This window comes from Erwinia psychrophila, from assembly GCF_039023475.1.
Taxonomy (GTDB): Bacteria; Pseudomonadota; Gammaproteobacteria; order Enterobacterales; family Enterobacteriaceae; genus Erwinia.
On sequence record NZ_JBCHVB010000009.1, the window covers coordinates 68,506 to 85,262 of the forward strand.

Genomic DNA, 16,757 nt, shown 5'->3' on the forward strand with positions numbered 1-16,757 from the left:
CCGAAGCATAGCAAATTTCCCGGCAGGAATCAGGCCTTGCTGGAGTAGAGCGGGAGCCAGAGCGTCAGGCGCAGGCCGCCCAGCGGGCTGTCATCGGCCTTCACCCAGCCGCGGTGCTGCTGAATGGCGGTTTCAACAATCGCCAGACCCAGACCCGTACCGCCAGATTCCCGATCTCTGGCCTCGTCAGTACGATAGAACGGCCGGAAGATCTGCTCACGGTCCTCTTCGCTGATCCCCGGGCCATCGTCATCAACGTGTACCGTGATGCCCAGCTTGTCGACGGAGAAACTGACGGCAATTTTTGAGTAAGAGTAGCGCAACGCGTTGCGCACAATATTCTCAAGCGCGCTTTCCAGCGCGCTGGGGTTGCCATAAAGCGGCCACGGACCTGGCGGATAGGGCACTTCCAGCGTTTTTCCCATCTGCTCGGCTTCAAATATGGCGTCTTCCAGCACGCCCGACCAGAGCTGATTCGCCTTCATTGTCTCACTGACCAGCGCATTTTTATGCTGCGTACGGGAAAGTACCAGCAGGTCGTTGATCATGCCGTCAAGACGCTGCGCTTCCATCTCAATACGCTGTAGCTCCTTCGCTTCACCGTGACGACGGCGCATCAGCGCGGTGGCTAACTGAAGGCGCGTCAGAGGCGTACGCAGCTCGTGCGAGATATCGGAAAGCAGGCGCTGCTGCGCCGTCATCATGCGCTCAAGAGCGCTGACCATCTGGTTAAAGCTGGATCCAGCCGCCAGAAACTCCTGCGGGCCAGCTTCCAGTTCGGGCCGCTGACGGAGATTACCGGCCGCCACGTCGTCGGCCGCGTGTTTCAGCTTACGGGCGGGCTTCGCCAGACTCCAGGCGAGCCACAGCAGCAGCGGGGAGCTGATCAGCATGGTGACAATGAGCAGCAGCAGCGGCCGGTCAAACAGCAGATTGATAAAATCTAGCTGGGAGCTGCCGGCGGGACGGATCAGGTAAAGCTGATAATTATCCTCGCCGTCATGCACTGAGAAAGGCCCGACCATCTCCACCCGGCCATATTTCTTCTTCTGGGGGTGGTCGGCGTTATCGGACTGCCCGATAAAATTACGGATAACCTGCATTTCATTGTGCTGCGCACCGATCACCCGCCCTTCGCTGGTGACCAGCAGCAAACGCTGTCCGGGCGGCGCCCATTTATCGATGGCGCGAAACAGCCTGCGCCACCACATTAAATCGTTCGGCGGATCCTGGATCAGCTCCGCCTCGACGTGTTGTTCGATCATGGTGCCCTGCCGCTGCTCACTGTCGAGCAGCGGCGTTAGCTGACGGGTATCAAGCTTGGGCACCATCAACACCAGCATCAGCACCAGCGCCAGGGTCAGCCAGAAAATGGCAAAGATGCGGGTCGTCAGGCTGGAAATCATGTAGCAGAAACCATCAAATAGCCCCGGCCACGCAGGGTTTTAAACCACGGGTGACCATCCTTGCGTTCAGGGAGCTTCCGGCGAAGATTAGAAATGTGCATATCAATGGCGCGGTCAAACGGCGTCAGGCGTTTACCCAGCACTTCCTGGCTCAAATGTTCACGCGAAACAACCTGACCCAAATGCTGGGCAAGCAGGTAGAGCAGCGTAAATTCTGTGCCGGTCAAATCGAGCGTTAAATCGTCGAAGCTGGCCTCCTGACGGCCGGGGTTAAGACGAAGGTGATCCACCTCAAGGGTTGGTGAACTCGTATCGTGCTGATGCTGCTGCTCGCTCCAGTTCGAACGGCGCAAAATAGCGCGTATGCGGGCCACCAGCTCGCGATCGTTAAAGGGCTTAGGCAGATAGTCATCGGCCCCCAGTTCGAGGCCGAGAACGCGGTCAAGCTCGCTTCCGCGGGCCGTCAGCATAATAACCGGCGTCTGATGCTGCTGACGCAGCTCTTTCAGGGTATCTATGCCGTTTTTCTTCGGCATCATCACGTCAAGTAAAAGCAAATCGATTGTGTTATCCAGTAAGGCCAGCGCCTGTTCGCCGTCACCGGCAACCACCACGTCAAACCCTTCCATTTCCAGTAATTCTTTTAGCAGCGAAGTTAATTCGCGATCGTCGTCAACCAACAAGATCTTATTCATTTTTTATCGCCCTCCGCAGGCAAAATACCGTGAACGAATGCTGTCAATCCATGACTTTACGTAGTTTTACACCCCCTGACGCATGTTTGCAGGTGTCCCCGTAGACTGGCTCTCGTTGAATCGAAATATGGAAACCAACTTGGGAGTAAACGATGCGCAAAGTTACCGCCGTCGTTGTGGTTCCGGCGCTGATGCTAAGCCTCTCCGCCGCTTGGGCTACAGAAGTGATGACGATTGACGGGGTGCATCATGACAACGCAGCGCCACGCATTATGACGCATATTCCGCAGTCTCACATGTTTGATGGCATCAAACTTTCTGAAGAGCAGCGTCGACAGATGCGGGATTTGATGCAGCAGGCGCGTCATGACCGTTCTCCCATAAGCATTAACGATTACGAGCAGCTGCACGAACTGATAGTTGCAGATAAATTTGACGAAGCGGCCTACAAAGCGCAGCTGAACAGGATTACTCAGGCGGAAATGGCTCAACAGGTCGAGATGGCCCGGGTCAGAAACCAGATGTATCACCTGTTAACGCCCGCTCAGCAGGACGTCCTGAAACAGAACCACCGGCAGCGCATGAACGAAATGCGTGAGCTGACGAACATGCAACAGGCATCATCGTTGCAGGCAGTGAGTAGTACCGGCAGTAACCAGTAACATAGTATCCCTGTTTTTCCTTGCCATAGACACCATCCCTGTCTTCCCCGCCATGATGGCGGGGTTTTTTTTATCAATGACTTAGCAAGCTTTCCCTGTTCTTATAATGAATTATAAGATGCTGTTAAGCAGTTAGAGCCAGTTAGAGCCAGTTAGAAAAAGGGCGCGATATGGTCATTTATGGACAGTTTATGGGCACGAAATTCCGCCTTTCAAAGGGTTCAGTGTCACCGCATGTTGAAGAAAGTCTGGCGCGAAATGCGCATAAACCATCGTCTGTTCAATGCTGGCATGACCCAAAATATCCCGCAGCGTGATTATGTTCCCACCGTTCATCATGAAGTGGCTGGCAAAGGTGTGACGCAATACGTGTGTTGCCTGTCCCCTGGGTAAGTCCGGCTTAACCTCCCTCAGCAGATCACAATACTTCTCGTAATCCACCTTAAAAAGTCTCCCCGGCCCTTTGGCTTTCAGCAAAGCCTGAAGTTCTGCTGATATCGGTATGATGCGATTTTTGCCATTCTTGGTGTTCAGGTATCGCACCCTTCTCATGGTGACCTGAGAGGAGGTGAGTTTATCTGCTTCGCTCCATCGTGCGCCGGTACTCAGGCACAACAGGGAAATCAAATGCTCATCCCCTTTTGTGGCTGAGAGCAAATCAGCAATCTCACTGTGTTCCAGATAAACCACATCAGGCTGATCCTGCTTCAGTGGAGGAAGGCCGGCAGCGGGATTTTCGCCGTGAAACTCTTCCAGCTTAATGAGCGTGGTAAACATGCCTGAAAGCCGGTAAAGATCCCGATTAATAGTGCTTGCCGAAATGCCTTCCCTTAAGTGCATTATGGGATGGAGCTTACGCCGTATCGAGCGGACGTTCGATACACTGAGCAAAGGCCGCAATTGAGGGCTGATTTCAGCATTTATCCACTGTTTGCCAGAACGGCGTTGTGAGATAAATGTCTAAAGTATAATCACGAAATGGCGATAATTTACTAAGTGTTACGGCCATTAGTGTTTTTAGAAGGGCTAAACACTACATGTAGTATGTGCAAAAAAAATATTAGCTCAGTGAGTAAATTTTATTGCCCCTTAAGCTACATTGTTATAAAACGTTTGCCCAATTTCACAAAAAACGTCCAAAACATAAGTGAAATTGAACTGTTTATTTTTGGATTACCAGATATCACGCTGAAAAATGTATGTCCGTTATATAGTTAGCGTGGGATTCCCCTAGGAGGTTTCATGAGTTTTCTAACGTTTGCAGGACGTAACCCTTTCAACACGCGCTCAAGCTTGATGAAGGCATTGAAAGAAAACCGTGGCTCTTACACCATCAGCCGCGACGGCCAGGTTTCCCTTGATCTTAACAATGCCTCTGTTAAGAAAAGCATTGCTAAACAGATTTCAAAACTGGGCGGTATTAAGGAAGATAGTTCGAAGTGATAAACACGTTAAGTCTGGCGTTCTTGATTTTAAGTGGTTATATATTCTCGATTAATTCCCTAACAATCCGTTATAAACTTAAGCGCGCCGAAGGTTGGGGCGCTTATTTTTATGTCGCAATGTGGGGCGGGCTATTCTCCGCTTTGTCATGGGTCCTCTGCTCCCTCCTCAGTTATTCTGACGTTCTTCGCGATTTATACAACTGGATGCTGTCGCATCACTTTTTTGATAAAGAACTGGTTGCGCGACTGTTCCCTCTTAACACTAATCATCCTGTACCTGCCGGTAGTGCCGTGACTACCAATGGCAATCTAAGTTTTAGTGATCTTAAAGTGTTGGTTTGGGGCGTTACATCAATTTTGCTGGCTCTAATTACGGCGCGTTTAGTGTTGCCTTTCTTTGCCTGGCTGAGATGGGGTGCAGACCGTAGAGCCTTCGCGCTGGCTTCAGCTGTAAACGACAATCATCAGGAAGCATTGCTTATTGAGGCCTCAGTGAGGCAGTACCTGCTGCTGATAACGCTTGGCTCAAGAAAATTCTATGTTGGCATTGTTATCTGCCCGAAATTTGATAACGGGAAAGCTGAGTATCTTCAAATGATCCCAATGCTCAGTGGTTATAGAGATAAAGACACTTTAGTCACCCATGTCACCTCAAACTACAAGAGATTGTATGTCGAAAGCGGATTGATGACTCCAGAGGGAAAGTTGCTTGAGCCGCCTCCATTACTCGAAGGTCAGGAGGCTAAGCCAAGGGTTGAGATACAGGATTTCCGCACGCTAATTTGTTTTGACGAAATAGAGACAATTTCTTTCTTTGATTCAGATACTTATAATAAATTCAAAGATGCTGAAGAAAAAGATAAAGAGCATTCCAAGTCGCTTACAGCTGACTTGTTACCAAATGGATTACCACAGCAACTCAAATAATTAATATCTAAACAGCGGTATGAAGCCCCTCAGTTGAGGGGCTTTTTTTATGGGGTGCAATCGCTGCAACAAATTGCATTTATTTGCACAGGTTTTGGTTGCTTGCTAAAGCCCTGTGAGGCCAGCACTGGCGCGGTTTCCTGTTGACTGCAAAAGTGCAAAAAAAGGCACCCTTTTTATGCGCGGGCGAGGCGGGGGAGCAGTCGCGCGCTAAGGGGGGTAGGTAACCACATGGGATGCTGATGAAGAAACAAGCGAAACAGAATAGATTTTATATCAGATACGTCTTAAAATGCGCCTGAGTTTAATCATATTGTGGTGAGGTGTTATGTTCACCTGTCCGAAATGTGGTGCCAGCGCGAAAACCCGTACCAGCGTAATGCTCAGCAATGAGGTAAGACGCAGTTACCATCAGTGTAATAATCTCAGTTGTGGTAGTGCTTTTACCACGCTTGATGCCGTAGAGCATTTCCTGAATAACGTAACCCCTGTTGCGGCGCATACAGTGCCAACAGACATTTTCCCGCGGTCAAATTACGGTGAAAACCAGTTAGCCTTATCACTCTGAATTTTATAGATAATTGACCCCGCTCAGCGGGGTTTTTTGTATCAGAACTAAAACAAATCAAGTCAGTGCCGATAACTCAAATGTAACTTTTTAAAATTTATGAAGATGGAGTTTTATATGTCTGGAATGGTTTTTTGTCGTGGTTGTGGAAAAGAAATTCACAGTTCAGCCAAAGCGTGTCCGCATTGTGGGGCAACTCAAGGTTCTGAGGCAGGGCAAAAAAGCAGGATTGCTGCTGCACTTCTGGCTTTCTTCCTAGGTGGTTTTGGGGTTCATAAATTCTATCTGGGGCGGGTTGGCCAAGGCATTTTGTATCTGATTTTCTGCTGGACGTTCATCCCTGCGATCATCGCCTTTATCGAATTCATCCTGTATCTGTGCTCATCTGATGAAGATTTCGCCAAAAAATATGGCTGAATTTTTCGTCTTAAGGCAATAATGAAACCCGCTCAGTGAGCGGGTTTTTTTTATGATGTGGTCAATGCGTGGGCACTGACAGAAATAAATCCTTTTATTTCAACGTCGTGTGTGTAATTTCGGGACACCATCCCTGTCTTCCCCGCCATGATGGCGGGGTTTTTTTTGCCTAAGATCCAGTATACTTACGCCACTTACCTGAACGGAGTGTGGCATGGATAAACACTACGCACGCCTGGTCAATTCGGCGGCGCTGGCGGCGACCTGCCTGGCTTCGCTGCTGCTGTTGGTGAAGATTTTTGCCTGGTGGTACACCGGTTCGGTCAGTCTGCTGGCGGCGTTGGTGGATTCGCTGGTCGATATCGCCGCCTCCCTGACCAACCTTTTCGTGGTTCGCTATTCGCTTCAGCCCGCTGACGAAGAACATACTTTTGGACACGGCAAAGCGGAGTCCCTGGCCGCGCTGGCGCAAAGTATGTTTATTTCCGGCTCCGCGCTGTTTCTCTTCCTGACGGGTTTACAACATCTGGCCTCACCGGCAGAAATGCGCGCGCCGCTGGTCGGTATTGTGGTCACGCTGATTGCCCTGTTCGCCACGCTGATACTGGTGACCTTTCAGCGCTGGGTCGTACGGAAAACCCACAGTCTGGCAATTCGTGCCGATATGCTTCACTATCAGTCCGACGTAATAATGAACGGCGCCATTCTGCTGGCGCTGGCGCTCAGCTGGTATGGATTTAAGCGGGCCGATGCTTTATTCGCACTCGGAATCGGCGTCTGGATCCTCTACAACGCCCTGCGCATGGGCTATGAAGCCGTGCAGGCGCTGCTGGACCGGGCGCTGCCTGATGAGGAGCGGCTGGCCATCGTGGGGATTGCGTCAGGCTGGCCCGGCGTGAACGGCGCGCACGATATTCGCACAAGGCAATCGGGCCCGACCCGTTTCATTCAGCTGCATCTGGAAATGGACGATAATTTTCCGCTCTGTGAGGCGCACAGCATCGCTGAACAGGTCGAAAAAGCCCTGCTGAACAGGTTCCCGGGTTCCGATATCATCATCCACCTTGATCCCTGTTCAGCAACGTTTTCGCCGCCTCAGCATGATGCTGAGTTATAATGTGAAATTAATTAAAAGGTTAGCGTTTTCAGGGCCGAAAACGTGATGCTGAGCAGAAAAAATAGCCGAATGATGCCTGACCTGAATCAATTCAGCTCACAGGCTTTGATATACTATTGCCTTCATTAGTCGGTAAGCTCGCCCTCATGCGTCGAACCCCCCGGCGTCCAGAATTCATAATTTGCATCAACAAGTTCAGAGGTTGTCATGATTAAAAAAATCGGTGTACTGACAAGTGGCGGCGACGCGCCGGGTATGAACGCAGCCATCAGAGGCGTGGTCCGGGCTGCGTTGAGCGAAGGGTTGGAAGTGTGTGGTATTTATGATGGCTATCTGGGCTTATATGAAGATCGTATGGTTAACCTGGACCGCTACAGCGTATCCGATATGATCAATCGCGGCGGGACTTTCCTGGGTTCCGCCCGCTTTCCGGAATTTCGCGAAGAGTCCGTGCGCGCCGCCGCAATCGAAAATATGAAAAAGCGCGGCATTGATGCGCTGGTGGTGATCGGCGGTGATGGATCTTATATGGGGGCCAAGCGTCTGACCGAAATGGGCTTCCCGTGCATCGGTCTGCCGGGCACCATTGATAACGACGTGGCGGGCACCGACTACACCATTGGCTATTTTACCGCGCTGGAAACCGTGGTCGAAGCCATTGACCGCCTGCGTGATACTTCCTCATCCCATCAGCGCATTTCTATCGTGGAAGTGATGGGGCGCTACTGTGGCGATCTGACCCTGGCTGCCGCGATAGCAGGCGGTTGCGAATTCATTGTGCTGCCGGAAATCCCTTATACCCGCGAAGAGCTGGTTTCAGAGATCAAAGCGGGAATTGAAAAAGGCAAAAAGCACGCTATCGTGGCCATCACTGAACACATCTGTGATATCGACGAGCTGGCGAAATATATTGAGGCGGAAACCCATCGTGAAACTCGCGCCACGGTGCTGGGCCACATTCAGCGTGGTGGCGCGCCGGTCGCCTATGACCGTATTCTCGCCTCCCGCATGGGCGCCTACTCTATTGAACTGCTGCTTCAGGGTTACGGCGGCCGCTGCGTCGGCATTCAGAATGAGAAAATGGTCCATCACGACATCATTGACGCTATTGAAAATATGAAACGTCCTTTTAAAGGCGACTGGCTGGAAACGGCGAAAAAACTCTACTAATCCCATCAGGGCGCTGAAATTCCAGCGCCCTTTTTTATGCCTTCATATATTCCTGTAAGTTATTAAGGAATTTTTTTTATTCTTTAATTCATTGACCGCTTTGTGTCACGCTCCCTTTAAGCACTGATTAATGGGGAGCAGGCAATGAAGAAGTGGCAGGCGGGAATAGCGTTATTACTGGTTTCTGGCAGCGTACTGGCAAAGGATATTCAGCTACTGAATGTCTCCTACGATCCTACACGTGAGCTCTACGAGCAGTACAATAAAGCTTTTAGCGCACATTATAAGCAGGAGACCGGAGACACCGTGGTGATCCGCCAGTCGCATGGCGGCTCCGGCAAGCAGGCCACTTCAGTGATTAACGGTATCCGTGCCGATGTGGTTACGCTGGCGCTGGCCTCCGATGTGGATGGTATCGCCGCGCGCGGGCGCATCGACAAAGCGTGGATAAAGCGCCTTCCGGAAAATTCAGCCCCTTACACCTCCACCATCGTTTTCCTGGTACGTAAGGGCAATCCGAAACAGATCCATGACTGGCAGGATTTAATCAAGCCGGGTGTCTCCGTTATTACGCCAAATCCTAAAACCTCTGGTGGCGCGCGCTGGAACTATCTGGCTGCCTGGGGCTGGGCGCTGGATCATAACAATGGCGATAAAGCGAAGGCGCTGGCGTATATCAAAGCGTTGTTCAAAAATGTAGAAGTACAGGATTCCGGCGCGCGGGGCGCGACGAACACCTTCGTTGAGCGCGGCATCGGCGATGTCCTGATCGCCTGGGAAAATGAAGCTTATCTTGCGGTTAACAAGCTGGGCAAAGACCAGTTTGAAATTGTTACGCCTGCGGAATCCATTCTGGCCGAGCCTACCGTTTCCCTGGTCGATAGGGTGGTCGACGACCGAGGCACCCGTAAAGTTGCCGGCGAATATTTAAAATACCTTTACTCTCCGGAAGGCCAGGAGATTGTGGCCCGTAATTACTATCGCCCACGCGATGCTGACGTCCTGAAAAAGTATGCGGATAAATTTGCGCCGGTAAAATTATTTACCATTGATGATCCGAAATTCGGCGGCTGGACAGCGGCGCAGGCAACGCACTTTGCCGATGGCGGTACGTACGATCGGGCGATGAAACGCTAGTCTTGCTGAGGCATCATAACCCGTTTAATGCGTCACTCCGTCGTTAACAGAGGCGCAATTTGAGATAGTAAATGCCTGAATCGTCAGCCGGGATAAAAAGGCGGGGCCCGGCACTGATTTAACATGACCTTCATCTTTGCTTCGATTACATTATGCGCAAATGATGACCAGAGGTTTAGATTATGCAGGGGCGAAGGCGGATCCTGATTACTGTAGCGTTGACGGGTCTGATCGTCACGGCCGGTTGTGGCTCAATGGTGCTGGACTATAAGCAGCGATCCGACGCGTTGTGGAATATCGTCAGTCAGAAGTGCGTTCCGAATCAGCTTCAACATAACGATCCCACACCCTGTCGGCTGGTCGATCTCCATAACGGCTATGTGGTGCTGAAGGATCGCAACGGTCCGTTACAGTACTTACTGCTGCCGGTTGAAAAAATCAGCGGGATTGAAAGTCCTGAACTGCTTAACCCCTATACGCCCAACTTTGTTGCTGAAGCCTGGCGCGCGCGGCATTTTATGGCCCAGCGTTGGGGAAAAGAGATCAAAGACAGTGCCGTCGCACTGAGCGTGAACTCCCGGATCGGCAGAACGCAAAATCAGCTGCATATTCATATTTCCTGCCTGCGGCCGGATATCCGTCAGCGGTTAAACAGCCTGGATAGTTCACTGAGCGCCAAATGGCAGTCGGCACAGTTAGGCGATAACGTCTATCAAATCAGGGCGGTTACCCGGGACGAAATCAAGCGCATGAGCCCCTTTGTCCGCATCGCTAACGAACTGCCGGACGCGCGTAATGAGATGGGGAAATACAGCTTCGCCGTGGCGGCCTTGTCGAATAACCGTCGTGCGCTGATGGTGGTGAAGCGGAATTTAATGTTGCTCAACCCGGCGTCGGCAGAAGAGCTTCAGGATCACAGCTGTCAGCTGCTTAATGCGCTCTCTTAACCTTAGAAAGGTGCTTGCAGCGAACGCCATTGCGCTATCAGGTCAGTAATAAAGAGCGGACTCGCAAACAGATTCTGATTGCGAGTGATACTACCCGCCGCACTTTACCTCTATCCGGCCGCGACAGTGTGCGACAGACGCTCCAGCCCTCTCTGCCAGCGCAGCCTCTATTACTCCAGCCTTCTCTTTTTCCAGTCTATCAGGCGCTTTCCGCCTTCCGGGGCGGCACGGCAGCAGCCTTAAGCCTGCTCAGCTACCGCTGCCTCAGAAGAGGTAAACGCTTATGACTTACTATGACCTGCCTCGATGGGCTTATCATCTTTATACTTCGCCGTCGCGATCCACGCGGCACAGAACAGCGTAAGGCGGGCGAAGAAGTAGAAAAAGGCCATCAGCCCAAGCACCGAGCCGAAGGCGGCACCGGAAGGCGAGGAAGCCAGCTTCGGCAGCGTAAGGGTCATAATGAATTTAATGATCTCAAAGCCAATTGCCGCCAGCAGCGTACCGCGTAACAGCGCTCTCTTACGTGGCTTATGACGCGGCAGAATCCAGAAAATCCACAGGAAGAGCAGGTAGTTGGCAAAAATTGAGATCGACAGGGCGATCAGCGTCATAGCAGGGCGCAGCCACTCAATACCTTCCAGTCCCAGAGCGCGAACGATAGCCGCCTGGGCCGCTCCCGCAATGGACGTCAGCGAAAGCGTCACGATCAGCGCCAGTACCAGGCCCATCAGTGAAATGAGGTCGCGCGTGTACTTAAAATAGATCTTCTCCTGGTCCTGCTTATTACGTTCCCAGACGTCCCGGAACTGGGCCCGTATGGCTTCACGCAGGTTTCCCATCCAGCTTATGCCAGAATAGAGCGCGATAGCTAAACCGGTCAGGCCGACGGTGGTACGCTGCTGAACAGCCGTATTAACGGTATTTTTCAGCGTGGTCGCCAGCGTTGGATCGCTGATGTTGCTCACGATCTTATTGATCAGTTCAGTCAGCAAATCCTGATTGGACGCCAGGACAAACCCCACGCCGGCAAACGACACCATCAGTATCGGGATTAAAGACAGAAACGAAAAATAGGTAATGGCGGCACCGAACTGGCTACCCAGACGGTCGGTAAACCGCTCGCCGGCCCGCAGGAAGTGAGCGACGGCAGGAATGGACTGAAACCAGCTGATAAAACGCGAAACTCGCGAGATGGATTTATCAACCGTAGCGTTTCCGGTCCTGAAATTGATCAGCGGCTTTTCTTCGCCACGCTGGCTTTCTGCTGGTTGATTTTCCTTCATGAGTTCTTCTTCTCTGATCCTTTGTTAAATATCGGCATGGCTAAAATTATAGCCGCTGCTCAGGCGACGTAGCCTTTCATTGCCTGCGTGAGCCATTCCATAAAGACATGAACGCGGCGGGCCAGGTTGCGGCGATGGGGATAAAGCAGCGAAACCGGCAGCGGTGCGGCAAGGAAATGCGGCAGGATTTCGACCAGTTTTTTTTCGTTGAGTGCCTTTCTTACCCCTATTTCCGGCACCTGAATAATGCCCAGGCCCGCCAGACAGGCAGCGCGATAGGACGCCGTACTGTTGACCGTTAACGCACCGCCGGTTTTGATGATATGGCGATTTTTTCCGTCAAAAAACTCAAAGCCCGGCGTCTGCGTGCCCAGCTGCTGACCATAATGCACCACCGCATGCTGCGAGAGATCTTCCAGCGAGCGCGGCGTACCGAAACGTTCAATATAACCGGGACTGACGCAGTTGAGCTGCCTCAGATGCCCCAGCGGTCGCGCTATCAGCCCGGAGTCCTCCAGCGAACCTATACGGACAACACAGTCAAAACCTTCACGTATCACATCGACCCGCCTGTCGCTGCTGCTAAGCTCCAGCTCAATGCCGGGGTAGTGCTGAAGAAAAGCGGGAAGTTGGGGAATAATATAATCACTCGCCAGGTTAACGGGCATATCCACGCGCAGGCGTCCGCTGAGGGTAGCGGGTTCGTGTTGAAACAGCGAATCCATCTCTTCCAGGGTTGCCAGAACATCACGACAGCGTTCGAAGTAGATTTGACCGTCATGGGTGAGTTCAACCCGGCGGGTGGTGCGCTGCAGTAGCCGGGTGCCTAACGCATTTTCCAGCGCCTGTAGCTGGCGGGAAAGGCTACCTTTAGGCAGACCCAGATCCTCAGCGGCCTGCGTAAAGCTCTTTAATTCCGCGACCCTGATAAAGACCCGCATTGCGTGAATTTTATCCATTTTTGCGCTCATTGTTGTTACTAATGAAACAGTAAAGCGTACTTAAGGCAGTTTATAGCTGAACGTGAAGGTAATATGCTTTTTTTGTCCACAGATAACCAGAGGCAAAGAAGAATGAACCAGAAAATTGCAGTGATCAGCGGCGGCAGCCGGGGTTTAGGTGAAAATGCGGCCCTGAAACTGGCGAAAACGGGTGTTGATATCATTCTGACCTGGCGCAGTCAGCAGCAGGAAGCAGAGGCGGTTGTCAGACGCATTGAGGCGACAGGTGCTCGTGCCGTGGCGCTACAGCTGGATGTCGCTGACAGCAGCAGCTTCGCGGCTTTTGCTGAAGCCATCAAAGAACAGCTTAATAAGGTGTGGCAACGCGACACCTTTGATTATTTAGTAAACAACGCAGGCACGGCGCTGCATGCCAGCTTTATGGAAACGACAGAAGCGCAGTTTGATGAAATGGTGAACATCCATTTTAAAGGCCCGTTTTTCCTGACCCAGACGTTGCTTCCGCTGATGGCGGACGGCGGCCGGATACTTAATATCTCCAGCGGCCTGGCCCGCTTCAGCCTGCCCGGTTCCAGCGCCTATGCAGCGGTGAAAGGGGCGATGGAAGTGCTGACCCGCTATCAGGCGAAAGAGCTGGGCGCGCGGGGCATTGCCGTCAATATTCTGGCGCCGGGGGCGATTGAAACGGACTTCAGCGGCGGGATGGTGCGTGATAATCCGGAGGTAAACGCTTTCGTTGCCTCCCAGACGGCGCTGGGACGCGTCGGAAAGCCGGATGATATTGGTGATGCGATCGCGCAGATCCTCAGCGATCGCAGCGGCTGGATCAACGGGCAGCGTATTGAAGCCTCGGGCGGCATGTTCCTCTAGGCGCTCTGAGAACACAGGGCGCTCTTTGCGACGTCAGAGGCGTAGGGTGCCCTCAATCACCGTCAGGGTCTGGCCGCCAATCCAGACGCCATCTGCCGCATAAGTGACGCTCAACCGGCCCGCACGCGCAATCGCCGTTCCCTGACGGACGCGGTAGTCCAGCTCTACGCCCTGCGCCTGGAAATAGCGGGCAAGGCAGGCGTTGGCGCTGCCGGTGACCGGATCCTCCACCAGCGATCCCCGTTCGGTCAGCAGGCCGCGCACCTCATAGCGTTCAGGCTCGCCGTCCAGCGGCCCGAATGGCATCACGCCGTCCACTCTGGCTTTACGCATCAGGCGTTCAAATTCCACCACGTTGGGTTTAATCGCCAGTACCGCTTCGGCTGACGTCATGGGCACCAGCAGCCAGCGAATGCCCATGTCGGCAACGGTGACCGGCAGCTGCGTTTCAATCGCCTCGCTGTTAAGGGCGGCTCCGAGCGGGGCATCGCTGAATCCGGTCAGAATCGCTTCAGGCGCCGCAAAGGCCAGCGCGCCGTCGGCAGCGCATTTAACCGTCACCAGGCCAAGCCCACACTCCTGCACAATCTGACCGGGCGTTTTCAGGGCGATGCCGCTCTCAAGCAGAGCGTGAGCCGTGCCAAGCGTCGGATGGCCGGCAAAAGGGAACTCGGTGTCCGGTGTAAAAATCCTTACCCGGTAATCAGCCTGCGGATGGTCGGGCGGCAATACAAAGGTCGTTTCGGACAGGTTCGTCCAGCGTGCGATCGCCTTCATCTGCTCATCGGTAAGGCCCGCCCCGTCCATAATCACCGCCAGCGGGTTGCCGCCCAGCGGTGAAGAGGTAAACACGTCAACCTGTTTAAATGCGCGTAACTGCGTCATAGTTAAAGCCCTCCGGAAGTAATTTGTTTGAGGGTAACAATATTATGCTGAAAATACTGGGACGCACCTCGTCGATTAATGTCAGAAAAGTACTCTGGACTTGTGATGAACTGGACATCGCCTTTGAGCGGGAAGACTGGGGAGAAGGATTCCGGTCACCGCATGAGGCGGCATTTAAAAAGCTCAATCCCAACGCCACGATCCCGGTTATTCAGGATCAAGATTTTGTTCTGTGGGAATCCAATACCATTATTCGCTATCTCGCCAATGCCCGTGAAGGAAGCTGGCTTTATCCGCTTAACCCCCGTGAGCGCGCGCGCGTTGATCAATGGATCGACTGGCAGGCGACCGAACTGAATACCGCCTGGCGCTATGCCTTTATGTCACTGGTACGGCACTCCCCGGCCCATCGGGATCCGCGCCTGCTGGCCGCAGCCTGCAAAGGCTGGACGTATACGATGGGCATCCTTAACCAGCAGCTGGAAAGCACCGGCGCTTACGTTGCCGGCAGCGCCTTTTCTCTGGCCGATATTCCCATCGGGCTCTCGGTCAATCGCTGGTATGAAACGCCGCTCGAGCACGCTGATCTGCCTGCCGTACGCGCCTACTATGAAAGGCTGACCCAGCGTAAAGGGTATGCCACCTGGGGAAGAAACGGCACGCCCTGACCGTCAGGCCATGCCCGCTGCTATTCCGCTCATTTCACAGGCAAGCGCACCGGTGCGCTTCAGCGCATAGGTGTAGCGTTCGTCAAAGGGATAGCAGCAGGAAAGGCGCAGCGCGCTGCGGCAACGCTCGCTCAGCGTATAGAGTGCGCCCGGCGTCAGACAGATTTTCTCCAGCAGCAGCCGGTGAAACAGCGCCACGCCGTCAACGTTCCCGGGCAGTTCGACCCAGAAAACAAAGCCGCCGCTGGGCAGCGTGGCGCGGGTGCCCTGGGGGAAATGGCGGGCAATAATGCCACGCGCCTCATCCAGCTGGGCCGCATAGCGGCGGCGGAGCGTACGCAGATGACGATCGTAGCCGCCCGAGGCCAGAAAAAGGGCGATGGTTTCAGATAACAGCCGTGATTCAGCCAGCGAAGAGACGGCCTTCAGCCTCGCCAGCTTTTCGTTGAAGCGTCCCGCCGCCATCCAGCCAACGTGAAAATCTGGTGCCAGGGTTTTGGTAAAGCTGGTGCAGTAGATTATCCATCCTTCCCGATCAAAAGCCTTAACGGCAGGCGACAGCGGCCAGCAGAACTGAAGTTCACCATAGAGTCCATCCTCAAGCAGCGGCACCTGATAGTGGTTAACCATGTGCGCCAGCCGCTTTTTGTCCTCCAGCTTCATGGTACATCCCATCGGATTCTGCACGGTGGGCATGGCGATAATGGCCTGGAGACGCTGCTCCTGTAACAGCAGCTCCAGCGCATCCAGCGACATTCCGTACTGGGGATCTGTCGGGATTTCAATAATGTTCAGACCCAGACTGGCAAGCAAAGGAAAGAGATAAAAATAGGTGGGGGTTTCCAGCCCGACGCAGTCGCCGGGGCGGGTCACCGCGCGCAGGGCGAGCTGGAGTGCCTCCATACAGCCGTGCGTCAGCGTAATATCCCCGGCGTTCAGCGTCATACCGACATCCATTGCGCGGCGGGCTACTTCACGGCGCAGGCGTTCACTGCCCGGAGGCAGCGCGTAGCGGCCTGTCAGCGCCGGCTCCCTGCGCAGCAGAGATGCCATAATGCGGTTGAGTTTTGCCGTGGGAAAAAAGTCGCTGTTCTGCGGGCAGGCCAGAGAGATATTGATATAGTCCGGATGATTCTGGGCAGCAAAGACGGCATCGATTAAATCCAGCTTCTCGCTTCCCGGCGAAAGTACCCTGGCGCCATGCTCATTATTCGCTTTCACTGCGGGCAGCACGCCCCGCACATAGTAACCCGACTGAGGGCGGGCTTCGATCAGCCCACGGTCCTCCAGTATCCGGTAGGCTGACAGCACGGTATTGACACTCACCTGGTGATTACTGGCGCAGCGACGAATTGCTGGCAGGCGGCTGGCGGGTGGAAAAGTGCCGCTGTGGATGGCGGAAGCCAGCGTTTCCGCCAGTTGATGATAGAGCGTGCTTTCGGGAGAATCGACAATGGACACAATGGCCTCGCCTGTTGACAGGTACAATCGACAGTCAGGGTTGACTGTACCCATAACAATAGTCTGCTTCTGAATCTGTTACCATCGGCGTTCCGCTTTTAACATGGTGTTCTCTTTGAATGCAGGACACATGA

The 16,757-nt window shown here is 53.3% G+C and carries 17 protein-coding genes and 1 pseudogene; 11 read left to right on the forward strand and 7 right to left on the reverse strand.

What is annotated here, in order from left to right:
* Positions 1 to 29: 29 nt before the first annotated feature.
* Both cpxA and cpxR read right to left on the reverse strand, forming a co-directional pair.
* Positions 30 to 1,406, reverse strand: coding sequence for an envelope stress sensor histidine kinase CpxA (gene cpxA, locus AAH446_RS18135; RefSeq protein ID WP_342908072.1), 1,377 nt, complete (start codon positions 1,404 to 1,406; stop codon positions 30 to 32).
* Positions 1,403 to 2,101, reverse strand: coding sequence for an envelope stress response regulator transcription factor CpxR (gene cpxR / locus AAH446_RS18140; protein WP_342908073.1), 699 nt, complete (start codon positions 2,099 to 2,101; stop codon positions 1,403 to 1,405). Before cpxR ends, cpxA begins: the two co-directional genes overlap by 4 nt.
* A 152-nt stretch (positions 2,102 to 2,253) precedes the next feature.
* Between cpxR and cpxP the strand changes: the two genes are divergently transcribed.
* Positions 2,254 to 2,763 (forward strand): cell-envelope stress modulator CpxP, encoded by a 510-nt coding sequence (gene cpxP / locus AAH446_RS18145; protein ID WP_342908074.1) that lies wholly within the window; start codon positions 2,254 to 2,256, stop codon positions 2,761 to 2,763.
* A 189-nt stretch (positions 2,764 to 2,952) separates the two neighbouring features.
* On the opposite strand, the pseudogene AAH446_RS18150 reads toward cpxP, so the two are convergent.
* Positions 2,953 to 3,603 (reverse strand): annotated as a pseudogene (locus AAH446_RS18150) (phage integrase); the annotation flags it as partial.
* Between the two features lie 402 nt (positions 3,604 to 4,005).
* Here AAH446_RS18150 and AAH446_RS18155 point away from each other — a divergent pair.
* The 8 genes from AAH446_RS18155 to AAH446_RS18190 all read left to right on the forward strand — a co-directional run bounded on the left by AAH446_RS18155 (position 4,006) and on the right by AAH446_RS18190 (position 10,491).
* A complete protein-coding gene (locus tag AAH446_RS18155) occupies positions 4,006 to 4,206 on the forward strand; it encodes a multidrug ABC transporter ATPase (protein WP_342908075.1) in 201 nt (66 codons plus the stop codon).
* Positions 4,203 to 5,135 carry a hypothetical protein gene (locus tag AAH446_RS18160; protein ID WP_342908076.1) on the forward strand — a complete coding sequence of 311 codons (933 nt, stop codon included), beginning with the start codon at positions 4,203 to 4,205 and terminating at the stop codon, positions 5,133 to 5,135. Before AAH446_RS18155 ends, AAH446_RS18160 begins: the two co-directional genes overlap by 4 nt.
* A 328-nt stretch (positions 5,136 to 5,463) precedes the next feature.
* Complete coding sequence (locus tag AAH446_RS18165; RefSeq protein WP_306209025.1) at positions 5,464 to 5,703, forward strand: ogr/Delta-like zinc finger family protein; 240 nt, start codon at positions 5,464 to 5,466, stop codon at positions 5,701 to 5,703.
* 117 nt (positions 5,704 to 5,820) lie between these two features.
* Complete coding sequence (locus tag AAH446_RS18170) at positions 5,821 to 6,120, forward strand: TM2 domain-containing protein (RefSeq protein WP_342908077.1); 300 nt, start codon at positions 5,821 to 5,823, stop codon at positions 6,118 to 6,120.
* A 214-nt stretch (positions 6,121 to 6,334) separates the two neighbouring features.
* Positions 6,335 to 7,237 carry a CDF family cation-efflux transporter FieF gene (gene fieF / locus AAH446_RS18175; protein ID WP_342908078.1) on the forward strand — a complete coding sequence of 301 codons (903 nt, stop codon included), beginning with the start codon at positions 6,335 to 6,337 and terminating at the stop codon, positions 7,235 to 7,237.
* A gap of 207 nt (positions 7,238 to 7,444) precedes the next feature.
* A complete protein-coding gene (pfkA, locus tag AAH446_RS18180) occupies positions 7,445 to 8,407 on the forward strand; it encodes a 6-phosphofructokinase (protein ID WP_342908079.1) in 963 nt (320 codons plus the stop codon).
* A 144-nt stretch (positions 8,408 to 8,551) separates the two neighbouring features.
* Positions 8,552 to 9,544, forward strand: a complete 993-nt coding sequence (locus AAH446_RS18185; protein WP_342908080.1) for a sulfate ABC transporter substrate-binding protein — start codon at positions 8,552 to 8,554, stop codon at positions 9,542 to 9,544.
* A 182-nt stretch (positions 9,545 to 9,726) separates the two neighbouring features.
* Positions 9,727 to 10,491: a CDP-diacylglycerol diphosphatase gene (locus AAH446_RS18190; protein ID WP_342908081.1), complete on the forward strand. Its 765-nt coding sequence runs from the start codon at positions 9,727 to 9,729 to the stop codon at positions 10,489 to 10,491.
* Between the two features lie 281 nt (positions 10,492 to 10,772).
* Here AAH446_RS18190 and yhjD read toward each other — a convergent pair whose 3' ends face one another.
* On the reverse strand, positions 10,773 to 11,777 hold the full coding sequence (yhjD, locus tag AAH446_RS18195) for an inner membrane protein YhjD (RefSeq protein WP_342908082.1): 1,005 nt from the start codon (positions 11,775 to 11,777) through the stop codon (positions 10,773 to 10,775).
* Positions 11,778 to 11,836: 59 nt separating this feature from the next.
* Complete coding sequence (locus AAH446_RS18200; RefSeq protein ID WP_342908083.1) at positions 11,837 to 12,736, reverse strand: LysR family transcriptional regulator; 900 nt, start codon at positions 12,734 to 12,736, stop codon at positions 11,837 to 11,839.
* A 114-nt stretch (positions 12,737 to 12,850) separates the two neighbouring features.
* Between AAH446_RS18200 and AAH446_RS18205 the strand changes: the two genes are divergently transcribed.
* Positions 12,851 to 13,609 (forward strand): SDR family NAD(P)-dependent oxidoreductase, encoded by a 759-nt coding sequence (locus tag AAH446_RS18205; RefSeq protein ID WP_342908084.1) that lies wholly within the window; start codon positions 12,851 to 12,853, stop codon positions 13,607 to 13,609.
* Positions 13,610 to 13,642: 33 nt separating this feature from the next.
* Here AAH446_RS18205 and AAH446_RS18210 read toward each other — a convergent pair whose 3' ends face one another.
* Positions 13,643 to 14,494 carry a PhzF family phenazine biosynthesis protein gene (locus AAH446_RS18210; RefSeq protein ID WP_342908085.1) on the reverse strand — a complete coding sequence of 284 codons (852 nt, stop codon included), beginning with the start codon at positions 14,492 to 14,494 and terminating at the stop codon, positions 13,643 to 13,645.
* Between the two features lie 44 nt (positions 14,495 to 14,538).
* On the opposite strand from AAH446_RS18210, the gene AAH446_RS18215 reads away from it, so the two are divergent.
* Positions 14,539 to 15,162, forward strand: a complete 624-nt coding sequence (locus tag AAH446_RS18215; RefSeq protein ID WP_342908086.1) for a glutathione S-transferase family protein — start codon at positions 14,539 to 14,541, stop codon at positions 15,160 to 15,162.
* A gap of 3 nt (positions 15,163 to 15,165) precedes the next feature.
* On the opposite strand, the gene AAH446_RS18220 is transcribed toward AAH446_RS18215, so the two are convergent.
* Positions 15,166 to 16,623, reverse strand: coding sequence for an aminotransferase-like domain-containing protein (locus AAH446_RS18220; RefSeq protein ID WP_342908087.1), 1,458 nt, complete (start codon positions 16,621 to 16,623; stop codon positions 15,166 to 15,168).
* Positions 16,624 to 16,757: the final 134 nt, after the last annotated feature.